The organism is Sulfuriferula sp. (assembly GCF_054605375.1).
Map to the genome: position 1 here is coordinate 1 of NZ_JBTSEG010000040.1, position 21034 is coordinate 21034.

Genomic DNA, 21034 nt, shown 5'->3' on the forward strand with positions numbered 1-21034 from the left:
CGTCTCCTTGAGTGTGTCGGGGACATCCCCCGCGATCAAGGATCGGAGATTTTTACGTCAGGTGCAGCAGGTGTGCGGAGAGGGTCGGTGGGTTCGGGAGCCACCGCGATAGCGGTTTAGTTCAACATATGTTAGGCATCTCTTCGATCCTTTGGGCTCAGTCCGTCCGAGACTGAGCCACCGTTTTCATATGGGTACCTTTGTATGTACATTTCAATAATGAGAGCTGGGCGTGCGGTATCTGGACTTGCAGCGTATTGTTTTCGCACAGACGTGGGGATATTAGCGACTAGCATTTCAAATTCAAGGAATGTGAACTCGTGTTTGACTCCATCAAAATGAAGTTCCGCGATCACTTCCTCTCTCATCTTGCCGTAGTTATTGCCGCCTTTAAGAAACTCCACCAACAAATGCTCGTCAAGCCTGAAGGCAGTTCCAGTCGGTAGAGTCACTAATGTCCTCGGGATCAGTTTCTCGGGTGGTACCTCTCTAGCGTCAGGGCGATTTCCAATCTCACTAATCTCCCGAAATATCCTGAGTACCTTTTGTGACTTTCGATTTAGGTTAGAAGCTTGAATTCCGAAAGATGAAAACCTTGTTATCGTTTTCGGTGGATGCATTATCAACGACGGAATATGGATTTGCAGCCAGCACTGAAGCAAATCACGACAACCGGTAAATATCGGCATATTCATTGTTGATGATGCGATGCTTATCAGCTTTTCCTGGACCACATCTCTTGAATGATCATTCGTAAGTCCGATGGTCAGGCCATTATGAGTGAACGCGACCTTGGTAACATCTGCCACAATGAAACCATAGACTTTTTTATTACCATGTCTGCTTGGCATTCTTTCGATCAGTTGATTCCTGGCTTTTATCAAGTTTTGTTGAAGATTGTTATTGCTAGCAACTCTCTTGCACTCTAAGTAGAACGCGTAGTCTTGAGTAATTGCGATCACATCAGTATCAGTTGAAAGATCGACCTCGCACCCGGCTTGACAGAAATAGCTCGCTATTCGTAGTTCGAACTGGGTGTTTCGTGACTCTGTATTGGTATCCAATGCGGCAAAGTCACTTCCACTGACAATTTTTAGAAGCTTTTTGTCAACGCCCTCTGGGATATAAGCCTTGAGGCCTTTAAGAATCCACATAAGTTCGTGCACTTCTCGAAGAACATAGAGCATCCAATCAATGTCACTTTGAAAACGGGCATCGGATGTGTTTTTGAATATCTGTGCTTCGTTGATTGGACCAGCGCGCGCGGCTTGTTCGAGATATTTTTTGTACCGATCAATTCGCGTGTTATGCGTCTGGATCCCTCTGGATTCGAGGAATAGCTGTATTTCAGTAAGATCCGAAACGTGGTCAGAGAGTCGCAACCCCGGAATCGAGTGAGTTGGTAACGGGTAAGATTGTCGCTCTTCTGTCATCTTGCCTAACAGTTATTAGCCGGACGCTGGCGTTCGGATAGTTTTAAAAAAATACTGACATGCATCATGCCATTGTATTTTGTTGATACGCAATGGCTTTTATTGCCAGCGCATTTGTATGTTTATGTTCCCCGGAATTCCCTTCGGTAGTTCGATGGCGAGATTTTGAAGGTTTGATTGAAGTGCTGGCGCAGTGATGCGGTCGATCCGAAACCCGCCCGCTCGGCGATAAGCTCGATCGAGCTGTCCGTTGTTTCCAGCAGTTGCTGAGACAGGCTCAATCTCTGGCTGAGCAGCCATTCCCCAACCGTGTTGCCCATGACTTGCCGGAAGCGTCGCGTAAACGTCCGGCGGCTCATCCGTGCCCGTTCGGCGAGCATATCCAGGCTGAGGGGTTTATCCAGGTTGCCGGTTGCCCAATCCAGCACTTCCGCAAAGTGATCAATGGCTGAAATGTGGCGCACGGGTTGCTGGATGTATTGAGCTTGCCCGCCTTGGCGGTGCGGCGGCACGACCATCCGCCGTGCAACGTCATTCGCGATTTTGGCGCCGTACTGTCGGCGCAGGACGTGCAGACAGCAGTCAATCCCGGCTGCCGTGCCTGCCGATGTGATGATTTCGCCGTCATCGACATACAGCACATCAGGATTCACGCGAATGAGAGGGTAACGCCTGGCGAGTTCATCTGCCCAAAGCCAGTGGGTGGTCGCAGGACGGCCATCCAGCAACCCGGCAGCGGCCAATACAAATGAGCCTAAACACAAGCCCACAATCCGCGCACCTTGCTGACTGGCTTGCCGCAGCGCATCCAGCAAAGCTTGTGGTGGCAGCTCGGCGGGGTCGCGCCAGCTTGGGACAATGATGGTCGCAGCTTTCGACAGGTCCTTCAAGCCGTGGCGCGTTTCGATGGAAAAGCCTGCGGTTGTCTGTAGAACCCCGTTCTCCGCCGCACAGACCAGAAGTTCAAACCTGGGAATGCCGGCATTTGTCCGATCCTCACCAAAAATCGCGCACGGAACCGAGAGATGAAACGGGCTGATGCCGTTAAAGGCAATCACTGCGACAGTATTTGCACGCATTTTGCATCTCCAGACTCAATGGCCCGATTCTATCGAAATTTGTCATTCAGGCCACTATTCCGTTGGAAAGGGAGTGCCAATAATGGTGGCTGCCTCATTAACTTCTTTGCCTATATGCATCGGCTTTCATCCCTTGGGCTGTATCTCGTCATCGTAGCCGCCATGCTATGGGCCAGCGTCAGTATTACGGGCCATTTTGCACCACCCGATATTGGGCCAGCAGCGTACGGCGAAGTGCGCATGGCTATTGGCGGGCTGGTCCTGGCATTGCTGGTTGGCCCACGGCGGATGCTCTGTGTGATGAGGAAACTGCCGCGCCTGCATCTGTTCGTCGCCACCATAGCGCTGGCACTATTCCAGTGGAGTTTTTTTGCTGCCATTGCTACAGCAGGCATTATCGTCGCGAATATTGTATCCACAGCGACCGCGCCCTTGGCTGCGGCTGCCTTCTCGGCAACCGTACATCGCCGCCTTCCAAAGGCGGCATGGTGGTGTGCGCTTGGGTTGAGCGCAACGGGGGTTGCGTTGATTCTGGTGAATTTCACACTATCCATAGCGGAAGGCTTGTTTTTCTCAACTTTGAGCGGCGTTGCTTATATGGCCTTCACCTATTCGACAGCACGTATGGAAAATATTGTGCAGGGCCGCTGGCAGGATGGGCTTGCCTCGACAGCCTTGGCACTGATGTTTGCCGCACTGGTACTGCTGCCCGTTGCATGGCCAGACATGGAGGTATTTTTATCATTACGCGGCGCTCTCGTGGCGGGCTACCTTGGCCTGGCTGCAACCGCTCTGGCCTACGGCTGCTATAGCATCGGACTGCGAAGCATTACACCAACGACGGCCCTTGCGCTGCAGCTTTTACAACCCATTGTGGCAATGGCACTGGGCTTCTTTGTTTTACACGAACGCGTCGAAACCTCGGTTGCGGTCAGCCTTCTGCTGTTTTCAGCGTCAGCGATATTGCTGATCGCCAATCAGTCCTCCGCCAGAAAGAAGGGCATTCCCCCCATCGCTGTTTACCCACCTCAAGGAGAACACCCATGACACATCAACCACGCCGTGCCCTGATTGTCATTGATGTCCAGAATGAATATGTAACGGGCAATTTGCCGATTGAATTTCCCGATATTCAGTCGTCGCTTTCAAACATTGGTCGAGCCATGGATGCAGCAGCAAATGCCGGCATCCCCATCATCGTCGTGCAGCAATATGCGCCCGCTGAATCGCCCATTTTTGCAACAGGAAGCGATGGCTGGGAGTTGCACGATGTGGTGCGCTCACGCACATGGAGCCATCATATTGAAAAAAAATTGCCCAGCGCATTTGCGGGGACAGATCTCGCCGAATGGTTAAGCGAGCATCAAATCAACACCTTGACTGTCGTCGGTTACATGACCCATCACTGCGATGACTCGACCATCAGACACTCATTTCATGCTGGCATCGCGGTAGAGTTTCTATCCGATGCAGCCGGTGCTCTGCCCTATGTCAACAAGGCTGGATCAGCCAGTGCGGAGGAGATTCATCGCACATTCACGGTCGTTATGCAGAGTCGCTTTGCTGCAGTGATGACCACTCAGAAATGGATAAGTTTATTGCAAACAGATAGAGCGGCGGAGTGCGACAGTATATTTCGATCAAATCAGGCTGCTCGCAGAACGAACAAGGCTGATCGTTAAGTTTGCCTTAAGTTGCCCGGTCCAGAATGCAATCCCGGTAAGGCAATGTCGCCTGGCCGCATTGATTGGATCAGGAGCAATATCATGAGTAAGCAAGCATTTAAAAGCGTTCGTAGCCCTCACTTCGTTTCCATTGTAATCGCCGCCGCGCTGTTAGGCGGCGTCGTTTCCGCTCAGGCTTATACAGGTGAGAAATTGGCCCACAATGCCAAAGTCACCATGGCCGAGGCACGCACCATTGCCCTCAAGGCGCACCCCGGCAAAATCACTGACGAGGAGCTGGAAAAGGAAAATGGCGGCAGCGGATTGCGCTATTCGTTTGATATCCGTCAGGGTAAAGTCACCCATGAGGTTGGCGTGGATGCGCAATCCGGCAAGGTGCTGGAAAACAAGGAAGAAGGCCCCAACCCCGACTAAATGAACGAGGCCTGCATAGCCCCGCCTCTTGGCGGGGTTTTTGCGCTGGTTGTTTGCGGTTTGCGACTATGGAATGAACCGGGCAGAGTGCGAAGATGCAAAGGCCGGGAGAAAATCAATGAGAATACTGCTGGTGGAAGACGACCCGATGATCGGCGAGAGCGTGCAGGAAGGTCTGCATGGCGAGAATTACGCCGTGGATTGGGCGCGCGACGGGCGTAGCGCGGAACTGGCGCTGGGCACACAGGCATACGATCTGGTGTTGCTGGATCTGGGGCTGCCGAAAAAGCAGGGGCTGGAGGTGCTGGCGGATTACCGCAAGCGCGGCGGCGCAGCGCCGGTGCTGATTCTGACCGCGCGCGATGCCACCCCGGATCGGGTCAAGGGGCTGGACGCGGGCGCGGACGATTACCTGGTCAAGCCGTTCGACCTGGACGAGTTGTTCGCGCGCGTGCGCGCCTTGTTGCGGCGTCACGCGGGGCGCGCCCAGCCGGGCATCAGCCACGCGGGGCTCACGCTGGATCCGGCCAGCCACGAGGCCAGTTTTCAGGGCCAGCCGCTGACCTTGTCGGCGCGTGAATTCGCGCTGTTGCAGGCATTGCTCGACCCGCCCGGCCGGGTGTTGTCGCTGGCGCAACTGGAGGAAAAACTCTACGGCTGGAATGAGGAAATCGAGAGCAACGCGGTGGAGGTGTATATCCACCGCCTGCGCAAAAAACTCGGTGCCGATTTCATCCGCAATGTGCGCGGCGTCGGCTACAAAGTGGCCAACTCGGCATGAGGCCATTACGCCAGCAGTTGCTGATCTGGTTATTGGGCGGGATGCTGGTCAGCTCGCTGCTGGCCGGAGTAGCGCTGTATGTGCAGGTACACGAAGAAGCCAATGAGTTGTTTGATTACCAGCTCAAGCAGATGGCTGCTTCACTGCCCGCGCAACTCACCTTACCCGCGCCACCAATATGGGGCCCGGACCCCGAGGAAGATCAGGATATCGTGATGCAGGTGTGGGACCGCAACGGACAGCCGCTGTATGCCTCCAATCGGGCGCTTGCATTGCCGCGCTATCTGCCCAACGGGTTTCATACGGTGACGACCCGGGATGAGCAGTGGCGCGTTTACGCGGTTACACGGCATGACCATATTATCCAGGTAGCGCAGCCGACCTCTGTGCGCCAGGAACTGGCCGCCGGGCTGGCCGCGCGCTCGCTGCTGCCGTTCGCCGTTTTGATTCCGGCGCTGGCACTGCTGATATGGGTGGCGGTGGGGCGGAGTCTGGCGCCGCTGCAGCGTGTCGCCGATGCGTTGCGGCGACGTAGTCCCGATGCCATGCAGGCGTTGCCAAACGACAATCTCCCGCCTGAAATACGCCCCCTGGTGGACGCCTTGAACAGTCTGCTGGAACGCCTCGATGAGGCACTTGCCACGCAGCGCGCATTTGTCGCCGATGCGGCACATGAACTGCGCACGCCGCTTGCCGCGTTAAAGCTGCAACTGCAACTGGCCGAGCGTGCCAACACCCCGGTCGCGCGCACGGCCGCCATCGCCAAACTGCATGAACGCCTGGATCGCGCCACCCATCTGGTCGCCCAACTGCTCACATTGGCACGCCAGGAACCGCGCATGGCGACGCGCAAGTTCGCGGCGGTGAATCTGGCTGAACTTGCCCGGCAAGTGGTTGCCGACCGCAGCCCGCTGGCGGAGCGCCGCAATATTGATCTGGGTGTCGCCGCGGATGCCGGAGAGGTGAGTACGCAGGGGGACGCCGACAGCTTGCGCATCCTGCTCGGCAATCTGGTGGACAACGCCATCCGCTACACGCCGCCGGGCGGCCGGGTGGATGTGAATGTGCAGAGCGTGAACTGCCAGCCTGTGCTCAGCGTGCTGGATAACGGGCCGGGCATTCCCATCGAAGAACGCGAACGCGTGTTCGACCGCTTTTACCGGCGCGAAGGCAGCGGTGTGACCGGTAGTGGATTGGGATTGGCGATTGTGCAAAACATTGCCGAGCAGCACGGTGCGGTGGTGGCGCTTACAGACAATCCAGCAGGTGCGGGGCTGCGGGTCGAGGTGCGTTTTCCGGGATAAAATTACGCATTATCCCAACACACCCTGAACATTTCATGCACCTTTGGTTTGATATTTCCTTTCACGGCTATGGTCATTTATCGCAGGCCGCCGAAGTCATCCATGCTTATGCGATAAGTCACCCAAATCTGCGCCTCACGGTGAAATGCGCCGCGCCGCGTGAGGTCATCGCGCGTCGCATACGTGTGCCCTTTACCCACATCCAGTCTGCCAGCGACGTTACCATGGCGATGGTCAGTGCAGTGGAAGTGGACGCAGACGCCAGCGCGCGCGGCTATCAGGCATTCCACCGCGACTGGGCGCGGCATGTGGCGGATTACACCGCGCTGTTGCGCCATGCCGCGCCCGACGTAGTGCTCGCCAACGTTGCCTACCTGCCGCTGGCAGCGGCCAAACGTGCAGGCATTCCTGCTGTCGGGCTGTGCTCGCTCAACTGGGCGGACATCTATGCACATTACTGCGGCGGGCGCCCCGAAGCCGCTGAAATACTGGGCGAGATGCGCGCGGCCTACGCCGGGGCGGAGCGCTTCATCCGGCTTGAACCCGCCATGCCCATGCATGACCTGCCGAACCGTGTTGCTGTGGGCCCGGTGGCCCAATACGGGCAATCGCAGCGCGTGCATATCAACAGGCAATTGGAGTTGAATCCAGATGAAAAACTGGTGCTGGTGAATATGGGCGGCATGCATTTCAGGCCGCCGATGGAATCCTGGCCGCGCCTGCCCGGGGTGACATGGCTGGTGCAGCAGGATTGGCGCGTGCAGCATGCCGACGCGCATGCCTTGGAACCGCTGGACATGGCGTTTACCGATTTGCTGGCGTCGTGCGATGCGGTAATAGGTAAACCGGGCTATGGGCTGTTCACCGAAGCGGCGGTCAATGATGTGCCGTTGCTCTATCTGCGACGTGTGGACTGGCCGGAAGAACCGTATCTGGTGGACTGGCTGGTACGACATGGCCGCTGTCTGGAAGTGTCGGCAGCGACCATCGCCAGCGGTGAGCTGGCGAGTGACCTGGCTGCACTATGGGCGCAACCGTCCCCGCCACCGGTGCGGTCGAACGGGGCGCAGCAGATGGTAAACATTGTCGTGGCGATGTTGCAGAATCCGGTCGTCTGAAACGCCACCGCCCCGGCTGCATGGCGCAGGCCGGGGCGGTGGTTTGCATCAGTCTAAAATTACGCGACCTTGCCGATGATTGCGCCAAGGTTGATGCTCAGCCCGGCGGCAACCCAACTACCGTAATCCGGGTCGGCCTTGTAGCGGTGTCCGGGCTGGTGCACCCGGGATCACGCGAGATCGAAGCGATCGAGGTTCATCACCTTGTTCCAGGCCGCTACAAAATCATGGACGAACTTCTCCTGTGCGTCCGAACTGCCATAGGCTTCAGCCAAAGCCCGCAGCTCGGAATTCGAACCGAAGACCAGGTCGATGCGGGTGCCGGTCCACTTGTGTTCACCTGTTGCACGATCGGTCCCCTCGAACACATCTTCAGCCTTCGACACTGGCTTCCAGCTTGTGCTCATGTCGAGCAGGTTGACAAAAAAGTCATTCGTGAGCACCCCCGGCTGTTTGGTGAAGACACCGTGTTGGGACTGCCCGATGTTGGCATTCAGGACGCGCAAGCCGCCCACCAGCACAGTCATTTCGGGTGCGGAGAGCGTCAGAAATTGTGCCTTGTCGAGCAGCAGTTTCTCGGCTGAGATGGTGTACTGGGCCTTCTGGTAGTTACGGAAGCCATCTGCGATCGGTTCGAGTACGGCGAAGGATTCCACGTCGGTTTGGTCCTGCGAGGCGTCCATGCGGCCCGGTGTGAAGGGAACCGTTACGGTATGACCCGCTTTCTTTGCAGCCTCTTCAACACCGGCGCAGCCTGCCAGCACGATCAGGTCGGCCAGCGAGACCTTCTTGCCGTTGTTGCTGAATGCACGCTGGATGTCTTCGAGTTTTCCGAGTACTTTTGCCAGTTGCTCCGGCTGGTTGGCCTCCCAGTCCTTCTGTGGCGCGAGACGAATGCGCGCGCCGTTCGCGCCGCCGCGCTTGTCGGAGCCGCGGAACGTGGACGCCGAGGCCCAGGCGGTCGAGACCAGCTCCGAAACACTCAGCCCGGACGCCAGTACTTTGGTCTTGAGTGTGGTGACGTCCTTGTCGTCGATCAAGGCATGGTCGACAGCCGGAATGGGGTCTTGCCAGACGAGCTCTTCCGCAGGCACTTCGGGGCCGAGATAGCGCGAACGCGGGCCCATGTCACGGTGAGTCAGCTTGAACCAGGCGCGGGCGAATGCGTCAGCAAACGCTGCCGGGTCCTTGTGGAAGCGCCGTGCAATCGGCTCATAGACTGGATCCATACGCATCGCCATGTCCGCAGCGGTCATGATGATCGGCACTTTTTTCGACGCATCGTCCGCAGCCGGCGCCATGTTGCTGTCGGTTGCCTGTTTTGGCGTCCACTGATTGGCGCCAGCCGGACTCTTGCTCAGCTCCCACTCGTTGCCGAACAGCATGTCGAGATAGCTCATGTCCCACTGCGTCGGGGTTGGCGTCCACGAGCCTTCCAGGCCGCTACCGATCTGATCACCACCTTTACCGCTGGCATAACTGCTTTTCCAGCCCAGGCCCTGCTCGGCGAGTCCGGCTGCTTCGGGTGCCGGTCCGACCAGTGCCGCATCACCCGCACCGTGGCATTTGCCAAAGGTGTGTCCGCCGCAGGTAAGCGCCACTGTTTCTTCGTCGTTCATCGCCATACGCGCGAAGGTTTCCCGAACGTCACGCCCGGACCCGACCGGATCGGGGTTGCCGCCAGGGCCTTCCGGGTTGACATAAATCAGTCCCATCTGCACGGCAGCAAGCGGATTTTCAAGATCGCGTTCGCCGGAATAGCGCGCGTCGTCTCCCAGCCATTTGTCCTCATTGCCCCAGTAGACGTCCAGCTCTGGCGCCCATACATCCTCGCGCCCGCCAGCGAAACCGAAGGTCTTGAAACCCATCGATTCCATCGCGACGTTGCCCGTGAGAACGATGAGGTCGGCCCAGGAGATTTTCCTGCCGTACTTCTGCTTGATCGGCCAGAGCAGCCTGCGCGCCTTGTCAAGGTTGACGTTATCGGGCCAGCTGTTGAGGGGTGCAAAACGCTGGTTGCCGTGCCCTGAGCCGCCACGGCCATCGCCGGTGCGGTAGGTGCCCGCGCTATGCCAGGCCATGCGGATGAAAAAGGGGCCGTAGTGACCGTAATCCGCCGGCCACCAATCCTGCGAATCAGTCATCAGGATTTGGAGGTCCTGCTTCACGGCCGCCAGGTCGAGGTGCTTGAATTCTTCGGCGTAGTTGAAATCCGCACCCATGGGATTGGATTCAGGGGAATGCTGGTGCAGGATATTCAGGTTGAGTTGGTTCGGCCACCAGTCATGGTTCGATTTTCCTGTGCCAGCAGTGTGATTGAATGGGCATTTCGTTTCGGTTGACATAATGTTTCTCCATTGACAGGTTGAATCCAACGACTCGGTCCGGTTTGAGGTCAGAGTACCGATCTTATACCGCTAGGGTTGCTGTGAATGTGCGGTAAACCCCATTGTTTTTGACGCGCACCACCAGTTCCAGGACATGTAGGCTCATTTTCATCTCCTTGGGAGCAAGATGAATATTCAGTACAAACATTCATGTGCGTGTACGGTCTTCATTCAAGCTTATTCAACACTATTTAACCAATTGTTTATTTCAACCGTGCTAATCAATATTGGCTATCGTCGTGTACAGACGCGTCAACTTGCCCAGGCCATTTGGCTTTGCGAATCCGGTTTCGGGAGACAGTCAGGGACGGCAGCGAGGCAAACAGCAGTCACGATAACTGATGTGCGAGCAACGCCGGTGACAGTCGCGCAGCGTGATCGCTGCGCGAGTAAAACGATTTATCGTGGTTGTGGCTCTGCCACAAAAATTTCAACGCGGCGGTTTTTGGAGCGCCCGGCTTCAGTGCTATTTGAAGCAACGGGTTCGTGCGAACCGCGCCCGTCGATCGTGAAGCGGCTGGATGCGACGCCTCTTGTGGTCAGGTAGTCACGTGTACGGGCCGCACGTTCAACGGATAATGGATTGTTGATCGAATCGCTGCCGGTGCTGTCAGTATGACCAACGATCGTTACTACCGTTGATGGATTCTCATTCAGACTGGCGGCAAATTTATCCAGTATGGGTCTGAAATTTGACTTGATGTCTGCGCGATTGGTGTCAAACGAAATGTCGCTGGGTATATCCAGTTTCAGGCGGTTATCTGCAGTCTGGCTGACCTGTACACCCGTCCCCTGGGTAGCTTGTTCCATGGCGCGTTTCTGGTTTTCCATTTTGTTGGACCAGATATTGCCGGCAATGGCGCCTGCCGCGCCACCCAATGCAGCACCCGTTGCTGTACGACGTCCTCCTCCGCCACCGGTGGCGGCACCAATCACAGCACCGACACCTGCACCTATGCCGGCACCCGTGGCGGTGCCACGTTGCGTAGGCGTCATGTCCGCGCAGCCGGAAATTGCGAATACAGTGGCGATGGCGCCAATCGATAATTTATGCATGATGATTCCCTTCGTGAATTGAACAACAGGGAAATGCCGCAAGCATTTAGAACCGATGCCTGAAGCAGGTGGATGCCAATAGAAAAAGTTGAATTGCCTTGGCTAAACAATATAACCGAAAAACAGATGAGGATTACCTGCTGCTAAATGTGCATCAAGCAGCAGGTAAATTTGCAGCGATTAATCTACGGTTGCAGATTAATTAGTTGGTTTGGTAGCAGTGACTTCAATTTCTACGCGACGATCAGGCTGCAGGCAGGCAATAAGTTTCGGGCTCTTGCGGCCGACACATTCACCCGGTTTGGTAACTGGCTCGGTCTCGCCTACGCCAGAAGCGCTGACTTTGTCAGCAGGAACACCTTTGCTGACCAGATAATTCTTTACGGATTCAGCGCGTTTTACCGACAGTTTCTGGTTGTACGAATGACTGCCAATACGGTCTGCATGGCCCACTACTTTGACTGCATCGTAGTTCGCATTGCCCAGGTCACGTACGAAATCGTCGAGGGTGGTTTTGCCGGTTGGCTTCAGCGTTGCTTTGTTGAAGGCGAATAGCGCATCAGCGGACAGATTTACCTTTTGCAGGGTAACTGGCTCGGGAGCAGGCGCAGGTGCCGGCATAGGCGCTGGCGCTTCTGCCATTGGCTCAGGCTTTGGCTCTTCTTTTTTCACCAGATTGGGATCGCATTCCTCGTTTGCCATCGCTGGTGTCCAGTAGCCGGTGCGCCAGCACTCGCCGAAGTTATTCTTGACAACTTTTCCGCTGGAATCGACCACATAGCCATAGTTGGTCGAATTTGCGGCAAGTGCCATGCTTGGCAACAGTGCAGCGGCAATGCTTGCGATAATCAGTTTTTTTACGGCAGTCATATTTACTTCTCCCTCCGGTTTAAAATGGGGCTGGCATATTCTGGTGCCAGTTTAGCCGATAACACCATCGCGTCATTGGCTTTCAAGTCATGCATCCTGAATTTGCTTAATTCTTTCTAGCATGATTCTTTATAAATTATACAATAAATTTTTGCGAACACTTTGTACGTTACAGCACATTAGCGCTGTAGGTAGCCAAAAATGCTGAATTTTTCCACTTTCCGGTTTGCGTACGCCGATTGCGCCGGGTATATGTATTTTCAGCTTGAATGGTCGTGTGCCATATAGATTGTCGGCATATTTATCCGGGCCAAAGCAGTGTTTTTCATGCGGGCTGCGATCCAATTTTGTTGTTTGTTCACCTGGACTGAAGTTAAAGGCATATGAAGCAATATCTGTCCGCTCAGGTTATGTCGTTTGATGACAGGCCAGCTTGGGCTACACTCAGCAGATGACTCTTACTGAATTGCGTTATATCGTTGCCGTCGCACGTTCTCATCATTTTGGGCGGGCGGCGGAGGCCTGTTTTGTATCCCAGCCCACGCTGAGCGTCGGCATCAAAAAGCTTGAGGATGAGCTGGGTGTGGCGTTGTTCGAGCGAGGGAATAATGAGGTGACGGTCACGCCGATCGGTGCGCGAATTGTCGAGCAGGCGGCGCATATTCTGGAATTATCTACTGAACTCAAGATGCTGGCTCAGCAGGGAAAAGATGCGCTGGCAGGGCCGTTACGGCTGGGTGTGATTTATACCATTGCACCTTACCTGCTGCCGAAACTGATTCCGCAGTTGCATGTGCTGGCACCGCAGATGCCGCTGTTGCTGGAAGAAAATTTTACCGCCAAGCTGGCAGAGAAGCTCAAGCGCGGCGAACTGGATGCGATTATTATTTCGCTGCCGTTCGACGAGCCAGGAATTGAAACCTTGATGCTCTATACCGAGCCGTTCCAGGTGGCGTTGCCGGCAGGGCATGCCTGGGGTATGAAGCCCGCGATTAATGCAGACGAGTTGATGCAGGAAAATCTGTTATTGCTGAGCTCCGGACATTGCTTCCGTGACCAGGTGCTGAAGGTATGCCCGGCGCTCAGTCGCACTGCGGCTACACCGGGCAGCATGCAGAAGACATTGGAATCCAGCAGTCTGGAAACCATACGCCACATGGTGGCTTCCGGTGCCGGGATTACTGTGATGCCATGCACTGCCGTACCCTCTGGTGACAGCGAACAAAACCTGTTGGTGTTCCGGCCATTTTCCGACCCTGCACCCAGTCGACCGGTAGCGCTGGCTTGGCGAAAAAGCTTCACTCGACCAGAGGCGCTCAAAATGCTGCAAAAGGCAGTGCGCCTAAGCGATTTGCCTTGTGTACAGAAACATCTTGCGTAGATTGATAGTTTTTATCTATCTATTGTATATCAATAATCAATTAGATAAATCTATTGCATCTCCGTAACATGTGAAGCGTGGGGTGAACGCTACCCTTGCCAATCAAGGAGATGAAAATGAAATATCCGGAATCAGTTACCATCAAAAATATCGAGTCTGCGTTTGCTGGCGAATCGATGGCGTATATCAAATATATGTACTTCGCCAAAACGTGCCGTGCTGCGGGAGACGAGACTGCTGCTAAAGTCTTCGAGGAAACCGCGGCCCAGGAAGTTCAGCATGCCTTCGGCCACCTTGATCTGCTTTATCCCAAGACCGAGATGACCCCGGCGCGTTGTCTGGAAATGGCGATCGAGGGCGAAACCTACGAGTACACCGAAATGTATCCCGACTTTCGTCATGCCGCAGTTGAAGAAGGCAATCATGCGGCGGTCGCGGAAATGGACGAGCAAATCGCAGAATCAAGGGAACACGCGGCGCGCTTTCAGGCCATCCTGGAAAAAGCTGCAAAACGTTTCGCGGCGCTCACCAAGGTGGAAGAAAAGCATGCGAATCATTATCGCGCCACACTCGCACAAGTGACGGCGTAACGAGACATTTAATCATCCAGCCTTTGAATTTCAGGAGAACAAAATGCAAGTATGGACATGTGTGGTATGCGGCTTTATTTATGATGAAGTGGCCGGTTTGCCCGAGGAAGGAATCGTTGCGGGAACGCGCTGGCAGGACATCCCGGATGACTGGGCTTGTCCGGATTGCGGCGTCGCCAAGGCCGATTTTGAAATGGTGGCGGTATAGACGCAGACGCCACATATACACAAGGAAAAAAATGGAACCCATCGTCATCATCGGTAGCGGTCTCGCGGGATACACGCTGGCGCGCGAATTGCGCAAACTGGACAAGAGCGTACCGCTGGTCATCATCACGGCGGATGATGGTCGCTATTACAGCAAGCCGTTGCTCTCCAACGCACTGGCACAAGGAAAAACTGCCGACCAATTGGCGGGTGCTTTAGCGCCGGCCATGGCTGAGCAGATCAATGCCGAAGTGCTGGTGTATAGCCGGGTAGAAGAAATTGATCCGGTGGCTTGTAACGTACGAGTCGCGCAACGGGTTATCGCATACAGCAAACTGGTGCTGGCGCTGGGGGCTGATCCGGTGCGGCCGCAATTGACAGGCGACGCGGTGGAGAGTGTGATGTCGGTCAATGACTTGACGGACTATGCGCGCTTTCGTGAACGCATCATAGATGCAAAGCATATAACGATACTGGGCGGCGGACTGATCGGCTGCGAATTTGCCAATGATTTATCACACGCGGGTCATCAGGTGGATATCGTGCATCCGGCACCGCATCCATTAGACCGGTTACTCCCTGAGGCGGCCGCGCAGGATTTGCAGCGAGCCCTGGCTGAAGCGGGGGTGACCTGGCATCTTGGGCATACGGCAACCGCTGTCAGTCATGCAGCTGCAGGTTATGCCGTTACCCTGAATGATGGTACGGTCATCACCGCTGACGCGGTGCTTGCTGCAATCGGCCTGCGTCCGCGCGTGCTGCTGGCGCAAGCCGCCGGTATCCGTACTGCACGTGGAATTCAGGTTAATCGCCTGCTCGAGACCAGCGCCGCTGGCGTATACGCCTTGGGTGATTGTGCTGAGGTGGCTGGTCATGTGCTGCCTTATGTGTTGCCGCTCATGGCGCAGGCGCGCGTACTGGCTGCCACGCTCGCCGGTACGCCAACCGAGGTGGTTTATCCTGCCATGCCTGTAATAGTAAAAACACCTGCCTGTCCCATTGCGGTTGCGACAGTCGCGGAAGGCATGGCGGGAAGCTGGCAGGTCTCTTGTGTAGAAGACGGTGTGTGCGTCCTGTTTCAGGATGGGCAACAAGGTTTGCTTGGTTTTGCATTGACTGGTAAGCAGGCTGGCCAGCGTCAGACATTGGCCAAACAGTTGCCGCCACTACTGCTCTGAATGAGATTCGCTGCGTAATTGATCCTTATGACTGCCCGGATGCGTATTCCATGTCTATGATGAATAGTGGGCCGCATATTTTTTAGGCAGTCAATAAGGATCAATCATGCAAATACCTCTGCAAATTACATTACGCGACATGCCGGCTTCCGCTGTTTTGGAAGACCATATCCGTGAAAAAGCTGCCAAGCTCGAACATTTTTATTCAGCGCTGGTCGGTTGTCGTGTGGTGGTGGAACTGCCTCATAAACACAAACAGCATGGCAAGTTGTTCAATGTGCGCATTGATCTGACTGTGCCGGGCAGCGAGATCGTTATTAACCGTGATCAAAGTGAGGATGTTTATGTCGCATTACGCGATGCATTTGATGCGGCCAATCGCAAGCTGGAAGATTATGGCCGGCGTCAGCGCGGCGACGTGAAGACACATGAGAGCAGGGCAGGAGAATCCGAATCCCCCGATCCCGATGCTGAGGACGGTACACAAAGTAACGACATCCCACCGGGCTGATCGCACGCGCGAGCGATGTTACTTGCTTTCTGGAGAATCGGGAGAGTGCGTGGTTACTCAGATCGCCTATTGACGCTATACCTCATGCCCACACAAGCCATATCTCAACTATCCGAACCACTGAGCGCAGCACAGACGCAATTGGTATCGTCATTGCGCGAATCCGTCTGCTATCCGCATCCTGCCACCAATATACAAGTAGTGGAAACCCATATCTCGCATGTGCTGCTGGCAGGGGAGTACGCATACAAAATCAAGAAACCACTCAATCTTGGTTTCCTTGATTTTACTTCCCTGGATCAGCGGCGTTTCTACTGCACGGAAGAGTTGCGTCTCAACCGCCGTCTGGCACCGGACATATATCTCGACGTGGTCCCCATTGGGGGTAGCGTCAATGCGCCGCACCTGGGTGCGCTACCGGCCATTGAGTACGCGGTAAAAATGCGGCGCTTTGATCAACAAGGCCTATTCGATGCGATGTTGAAACGGGGTGAGCTGACCTCGGCACATATGGACGACTTGGCAGTATTGATTGCTGATTTTCACACGCATCTGCCGCCAGCAGATCTGGATAGTTCATATGGCTCAACAGAAAGTATCATGGCGCCAGCGCGTCAGAATATCGATCAATTACGCCCCTTGCTGACCAGTCCCGAACAGCAAACAAGTCTTGACGCAATTCAAGCCGCAACTGAATCTGCTTGCGCTCAACTTGAGCAAACCTTTGCCGAACGGCGTCGTTCAGGCTGGGTGCGCGAGTGTCACGGTGATTTGCATCTGGGTAATATTGCGCTTGTTGAAGGGCGCATTACCGTATTCGACGGCATCGAATTCAACCCGAATCTGCGCTGGATTGATGTGATGAGCGAGGTTGCATTTCTGGTCATGGATATTATCGCGCATAACCGAAAGCCGTTGGCATTTGGCTTTCTCAATGCGTATCTTGCGCACAGTGGCGACTATGCGGGGATGGCGGTGCTGCGATTTTATCTCGCATATCGCGCCATGGTGCGTGCCAAAGTGAATGGCATGCGTGCGTGTCAACCTGGGGCTGGGAAAGCTGAAAAAACCCGTGCGTTACGTGATTGCCTGCGTTATCTCAAGTTGGCCCAGACATTTTTTGACTCCGGACAACCGGCGCTCATCATCAATCACGGTCTGTCCGGCAGCGGCAAAACCATGTTCTCCCGATCCGCGCTGGAAACGCTGGGTGCGGTATGCGTTCGCTCCGATGTGGAGCGCAAACGTTTGCATCACTTGCGCGCAGATGCGCGCACCGGATCGGGAGTAGAAAGCGGCCTGTATTCGCGTGGCGTTACCCGGGCTACCTACCAGTATATGGAAGCGCTGGCACGGTCTATTGCCGCAGCAGGCTTTCCTGCGATCGTGGACGCTACTTTCATTGCGCGCTGGCAGCGTGATCAATTTCATGCGCTGGCGCGGAGACTGGACGTGCCATTTATGATTGTTGATTATCGCGCAAGCGTATCCACTCTTCGCCACAGGGTGCGGCTGCGAGAATATCTGGGCAGCGATGCTTCGGAGGCAAATCTCGCTGTCCTGGAGCAGCAGATCAAAACCAGTCAACCATTGGGTACAGATGAGCGTCGTTGGGTAACGCGCTTCAATGCCGAGCGCAAACCGGATGCGCGATGCCTGCAACGCACCTGGCGACGCATGGCGCGCAAGATCAGCAGGATGGGTGTTTGTGGTGATTGAAGGAGATCGGCTTACAAAACGGCGGAATTGGTTTGTTCAAGCTGCCTGAAACAAAATTCGGCGGTTTCAGGATTGGTCCGCCTGTTCCTCGGCAATTTCCTTGTGTACCTGAACCATATCCAGTTCGCGCACTTTGGCAATCAGGTCTTCAAGGCCTGAAGCCGGCAGGGAGCCAGGTTGCGAATAGACAATGACCTTTTCACGGAACACCATCAGGGTTGGGATGGAACGAATCTGAAAGTTGCCGGCGATGGCTTGTTCAACTTCGGTATTCACTTTGGCGAAGATAATGTCCGTATGGTTTTCCGACACCTGATCATAGGTCGGCGCGAAGGCGCGGCAAGGACCGCACCAGGGTGCCCAGAAATCAATGATGACAAAATCGTTTTCCAGGACGGTAGATTCGAAATTTTCCTGGGTAAGGTCAAGGGTGGCCATGCGAAACTCCAAACGGCGGTGAAAGATAAAGCGTAATTGGCTATGGTCGGCCGAATCACTGTACGGTGTTAAATATTAGCATGTTAGCGTTGCGCTCGTCCTCGCGACGCCAGTTATTTGACCAGCAGAACATTATCCATGTTCCGCATGGGCGGTATTTGATTGCGGCGCATGGCTTGTCTGGGCTGAGCAAGGCTGGTTTTGACTTCAACGCGCTGCACTGCCTGAATGATCTGTGTAGACAGTACGCGCGCTTGCTGCGCGGTGAGTGCCAATACGCAATTATCCGGGGTCAGGGTGATGACCACGCGATCTTCGCTGTTCGTCTGCTCGGAAACGCTGACGATTACTGCCTTTCTGTTATCTAGTGCTATCACGATGTTACCTCCCGTTAAATGAATGGTTTTTACCTGAACACTTGCACAATGCATGCCAATCGGGTGTTGGGCGTAACAGCTATTAAAACAGGTGTACTTGAAGTAACGATGACATCCTCAAAATAGGAATTCAAACGAGAAATCAGCAACGCTGCTGAGAACCCGACACTTCAATGGACTTTAGTGGAAGGCTTGGGTACAACATGGAACAAGATTCGGTATTGTCGAATCTGTTTGCTGGAAAGAAATCATTGGCACCATGCGGTGAGATCATTCGCATGAGATTACTGAACTAGTGGCAAAAGTCTGTAAGGTTTTGCTGGGAATGACGACCAAGCGCATGTAAGCTCAGAATGCGTTCATGGCTGAATCTGTAACGTGGCAAAGATCTGTTGAGGCAAGCCACACCATCCCACCAAGAGGTGTTCCTATGTTGATAAAGAAACCCGATGTGTTAAAAGCAGCGGATATTACTCCTTATGAAATTTATCTGCAGCGCCGTAATTTTTTGCGCGCCGGATCGGCGTTGGCGGCAAGCGTGCTGTTGCCCGGCGTAGCTGAGGCCACTACCCGGTTGTCGGGCATAGTGAGCAGTCCCTACAGTACCAGCGAGGAAAAAACACCATATAAGGACGTTACCACTTACAACAATTATTATGAGTTTGGCACCGACAAGTCCGACCCGGCTGAATATGCCCAGAGTCTGCGTACTCGTCCGTGGACTATCTCGGTGGAAGGCGCGGTCAAGCGCCCAAGGGTCTGGGATATTGACGCTTTGTTAAAAGCATTCCCCATTGAGGAGCGCATCTATCGCTTGCGTTGCGTAGAAGGCTGGTCGATGGTCATTCCCTGGGAAGGTTTTCCGCTGGCCAGTCTGATTCGCCAGGTAGAGCCTACCGGTAACGCCAGGTATGTCGAGTTCACTACTTTGAATGATCCAGCGCAGATGCCCGGTCAGCGTTCCAGCGTACTGAACTGGCCATACACCGAAGGTTTGCGTCTGGATGAGGCCATGCACCCGCTGACTATTATTGCGGTGGGCCTGTATGGACAAACCCTGCCTAACCAGAACGGGGCACCGGTGCGCCTGGTTGTGCCATGGAAATATGGTTTCAAGAGCGCCAAATCCATCGTGCGCATCCGTTTTGTTGAGCAGCAACCCAAAACGGCTTGGGGGCGTGCAGCGCCAAGCGAATACGGGTTTTACTCCAACGTCAATCCGCAGGTGGATCATCCGCGCTGGAGCCAGGCCAGAGAGCGTCGCATTGGTGAGTTTTTCAAACGCAAGACCGAGATGTTCAACGGTTATGGTGAACAGGTTGCGCAGCTGTACCAGGGTATGGATTTACGCAAAAATTTTTAGGAATGTGGCTGTATGTGGAATGCGTTACAAACCCCCTCGGCACGTCAGCTGGGTTTCGCCAAAGCCGGATTGTTTGTTGCTGCGCTGGTGCCTTTGCTGCGACTGATATGGTTGGGTGTCAATGATGGGTTGGGTGCCAATCCGATTGAATTCATTACCCACTCAACCGGAACCTGGACGCTGGTTGGTTTGCTGACCACGCTCTCCGTTACCCCATTACGGAAATTTACCAGCTGGAACTGGCTAATCAGGTTGCGTCGGATGTTGGGTTTGTTTACGTTTTTTTATGCATGTCTGCACTTTATGACGTACATCTGGCTGGATCAATTCTTCGATATCAATACGATCGTGAAAGATGTAATCAAACGGCCGTTTATCACAGTGGGGTTTCTGGCCTTTGTGTTATTGATTCCGCTTGCGGTAACGTCTACCAATTCAATGATGAAGCGATTGGGCGGAAAAAACTGGCAAAGATTGCATCGGCTGATATACGCGATTGCGACACTTGGTGTTGTGCATTATTGGTGGCTGGTGAAAAAAGATATTACCCAGCCTTTGATCTATGCAGTGGTGTTGGCATTGCTGTTGGGGATTCGTATTTTATTTAAAGCAAGGAGACCGCGTCTCGGTAGCACTGCGAAGGCATAAAACCGATCAGAAATAAAAAGGGCGGGGGTTATCCCCGCCCAAATTTTTATAGCAGTGTTTAGGAACCTGTGGGGCCGAGAGGTTTCGGCGACATGATGGGCGCCGGCGATGAAGCCGGCTTTGCCATCGGTTTCTTTGCTACAGCCTTTTTCGCTACGGGCTTGGCCACTGCTTTTTTGGCTGCTGGTTTAGCTACAGCCTTTTTCGCTGCGGGCTTGGCCACTGCTTTTTTGGCTGCTGGTTTAGCTACAGCCTTTTTCGCTGCGGGCTTGGCCACTGCTTTTTTGGCTGCTGGTTTAGCTACAGCTTTTTTCGCTGCGGGCTTGGCCACTGCTTTTTTGGCTGCTGGTTTGGCTACAGCCTTTTTTGCTGCGGGCTTGGCCACTGCTTTTTTGGCTGCTGGTTTGGCTACAGCCTTTTTTGCTGCGGGCTTGGCCACTGCTTTTTTGGCTGCTGGTTTGGCTACAGCCTTTTTTGCTGCGGGCTTGGCCACTG

General features: G+C 54.5%; 22 protein-coding genes. 14 read left to right on the forward strand and 8 right to left on the reverse strand.

Annotated elements, in window-relative coordinates:
- Positions 1 to 131: 131 nt before the first annotated feature.
- Both ACYCZJ_RS15115 and ACYCZJ_RS15120 read right to left on the reverse strand, forming a co-directional pair.
- The gene (locus ACYCZJ_RS15115; RefSeq protein WP_461555058.1) at positions 132 to 1433 is read right to left on the reverse strand and encodes a hypothetical protein; all 1302 of its coding nucleotides are present in this window, start codon (positions 1431 to 1433) and stop codon (positions 132 to 134) included.
- A 122-nt stretch (positions 1434 to 1555) separates the two neighbouring features.
- Positions 1556 to 2512, reverse strand: a complete 957-nt coding sequence (locus ACYCZJ_RS15120; protein WP_461555059.1) for a helix-turn-helix domain-containing protein — start codon at positions 2510 to 2512, stop codon at positions 1556 to 1558.
- Positions 2513 to 2626: 114 nt separating this feature from the next.
- Here ACYCZJ_RS15120 and ACYCZJ_RS15125 point away from each other — a divergent pair, with 114 nt between their 5' ends.
- The 6 genes from ACYCZJ_RS15125 to ACYCZJ_RS15150 all read left to right on the forward strand — a co-directional run bounded on the left by ACYCZJ_RS15125 (position 2627) and on the right by ACYCZJ_RS15150 (position 7814).
- Positions 2627 to 3559 (forward strand): DMT family transporter, encoded by a 933-nt coding sequence (locus ACYCZJ_RS15125; protein WP_461555060.1) that lies wholly within the window; start codon positions 2627 to 2629, stop codon positions 3557 to 3559.
- A complete protein-coding gene (locus tag ACYCZJ_RS15130) occupies positions 3556 to 4194 on the forward strand; it encodes a cysteine hydrolase family protein (RefSeq protein ID WP_461555061.1) in 639 nt (212 codons plus the stop codon). The genes ACYCZJ_RS15125 and ACYCZJ_RS15130 overlap by 4 nt, the downstream gene beginning before the upstream one ends.
- Positions 4195 to 4278: 84 nt before the next feature.
- Positions 4279 to 4611, forward strand: a complete 333-nt coding sequence (locus tag ACYCZJ_RS15135; protein ID WP_124705489.1) for a PepSY domain-containing protein — start codon at positions 4279 to 4281, stop codon at positions 4609 to 4611.
- Between the two features lie 118 nt (positions 4612 to 4729).
- Entirely contained in the window at positions 4730 to 5392 is a 663-nt protein-coding gene (locus tag ACYCZJ_RS15140) for a response regulator (RefSeq protein ID WP_461555062.1), read from the forward strand.
- The gene (locus ACYCZJ_RS15145; RefSeq protein ID WP_461555063.1) at positions 5389 to 6696 is read left to right on the forward strand and encodes an ATP-binding protein; all 1308 of its coding nucleotides are present in this window, start codon (positions 5389 to 5391) and stop codon (positions 6694 to 6696) included. The genes ACYCZJ_RS15140 and ACYCZJ_RS15145 overlap by 4 nt, the downstream gene beginning before the upstream one ends.
- Before the next feature lie 35 nt (positions 6697 to 6731).
- Positions 6732 to 7814: a hypothetical protein gene (locus ACYCZJ_RS15150; RefSeq protein WP_461555064.1), complete on the forward strand. Its 1083-nt coding sequence runs from the start codon at positions 6732 to 6734 to the stop codon at positions 7812 to 7814.
- Between the two features lie 170 nt (positions 7815 to 7984).
- On the opposite strand, the gene katG is transcribed toward ACYCZJ_RS15150, so the two are convergent.
- From katG to ACYCZJ_RS15165, 3 genes are all read right to left on the reverse strand, one after another.
- Entirely contained in the window at positions 7985 to 10159 is a 2175-nt protein-coding gene (gene katG / locus ACYCZJ_RS15155; RefSeq protein WP_461555065.1) for a catalase/peroxidase HPI, read from the reverse strand.
- 441 nt (positions 10160 to 10600) lie between these two features.
- A complete protein-coding gene (locus ACYCZJ_RS15160; protein WP_461555066.1) occupies positions 10601 to 11257 on the reverse strand; it encodes an OmpA family protein in 657 nt (218 codons plus the stop codon).
- A gap of 198 nt (positions 11258 to 11455) precedes the next feature.
- Positions 11456 to 12127 carry an OmpA family protein gene (locus ACYCZJ_RS15165; protein ID WP_461555067.1) on the reverse strand — a complete coding sequence of 224 codons (672 nt, stop codon included), beginning with the start codon at positions 12125 to 12127 and terminating at the stop codon, positions 11456 to 11458.
- 451 nt (positions 12128 to 12578) lie between these two features.
- Between ACYCZJ_RS15165 and ACYCZJ_RS15170 the strand changes: the two genes are divergently transcribed.
- The 6 genes from ACYCZJ_RS15170 (at position 12579) to ACYCZJ_RS15195 (ending at position 17713) form a co-directional block, all read left to right on the forward strand.
- Positions 12579 to 13508: a LysR substrate-binding domain-containing protein gene (locus ACYCZJ_RS15170; protein ID WP_461555068.1), complete on the forward strand. Its 930-nt coding sequence runs from the start codon at positions 12579 to 12581 to the stop codon at positions 13506 to 13508.
- Between the two features lie 116 nt (positions 13509 to 13624).
- Complete coding sequence (locus ACYCZJ_RS15175) at positions 13625 to 14098, forward strand: rubrerythrin family protein (RefSeq protein WP_461555069.1); 474 nt, start codon at positions 13625 to 13627, stop codon at positions 14096 to 14098.
- A gap of 43 nt (positions 14099 to 14141) precedes the next feature.
- Entirely contained in the window at positions 14142 to 14306 is a 165-nt protein-coding gene (locus ACYCZJ_RS15180; RefSeq protein ID WP_461555070.1) for a rubredoxin, read from the forward strand.
- 31 nt (positions 14307 to 14337) lie between these two features.
- A complete protein-coding gene (locus tag ACYCZJ_RS15185) occupies positions 14338 to 15483 on the forward strand; it encodes an FAD-dependent oxidoreductase (protein ID WP_461555071.1) in 1146 nt (381 codons plus the stop codon).
- Between the two features lie 106 nt (positions 15484 to 15589).
- Positions 15590 to 15994, forward strand: coding sequence for an HPF/RaiA family ribosome-associated protein (locus ACYCZJ_RS15190; protein ID WP_461555072.1), 405 nt, complete (start codon positions 15590 to 15592; stop codon positions 15992 to 15994).
- Positions 15995 to 16078: 84 nt separating this feature from the next.
- A complete protein-coding gene (locus ACYCZJ_RS15195) occupies positions 16079 to 17713 on the forward strand; it encodes a bifunctional aminoglycoside phosphotransferase/ATP-binding protein (RefSeq protein ID WP_461555073.1) in 1635 nt (544 codons plus the stop codon).
- A 66-nt stretch (positions 17714 to 17779) separates the two neighbouring features.
- Here ACYCZJ_RS15195 and trxA read toward each other — a convergent pair whose 3' ends face one another.
- Both trxA and ACYCZJ_RS15205 read right to left on the reverse strand, forming a co-directional pair.
- Positions 17780 to 18151, reverse strand: coding sequence for a thioredoxin (gene trxA, locus ACYCZJ_RS15200; RefSeq protein ID WP_461555074.1), 372 nt, complete (start codon positions 18149 to 18151; stop codon positions 17780 to 17782).
- 113 nt (positions 18152 to 18264) lie between these two features.
- The gene (locus ACYCZJ_RS15205) at positions 18265 to 18528 is read right to left on the reverse strand and encodes a hypothetical protein (RefSeq protein WP_461555075.1); all 264 of its coding nucleotides are present in this window, start codon (positions 18526 to 18528) and stop codon (positions 18265 to 18267) included.
- Between the two features lie 430 nt (positions 18529 to 18958).
- Between ACYCZJ_RS15205 and msrP the strand changes: the two genes are divergently transcribed.
- Both msrP and ACYCZJ_RS15215 read left to right on the forward strand, forming a co-directional pair.
- Complete coding sequence (msrP, locus tag ACYCZJ_RS15210; RefSeq protein WP_461555076.1) at positions 18959 to 19891, forward strand: protein-methionine-sulfoxide reductase catalytic subunit MsrP; 933 nt, start codon at positions 18959 to 18961, stop codon at positions 19889 to 19891.
- Between the two features lie 12 nt (positions 19892 to 19903).
- A complete protein-coding gene (locus tag ACYCZJ_RS15215; protein ID WP_461555077.1) occupies positions 19904 to 20539 on the forward strand; it encodes a protein-methionine-sulfoxide reductase heme-binding subunit MsrQ in 636 nt (211 codons plus the stop codon).
- A gap of 58 nt (positions 20540 to 20597) precedes the next feature.
- On the opposite strand, the gene ACYCZJ_RS15220 is transcribed toward ACYCZJ_RS15215, so the two are convergent.
- The coding region (locus tag ACYCZJ_RS15220) for a hypothetical protein (RefSeq protein ID WP_461555078.1) at positions 20598 to 21034 on the reverse strand (437 nt) is incomplete at its 5' end.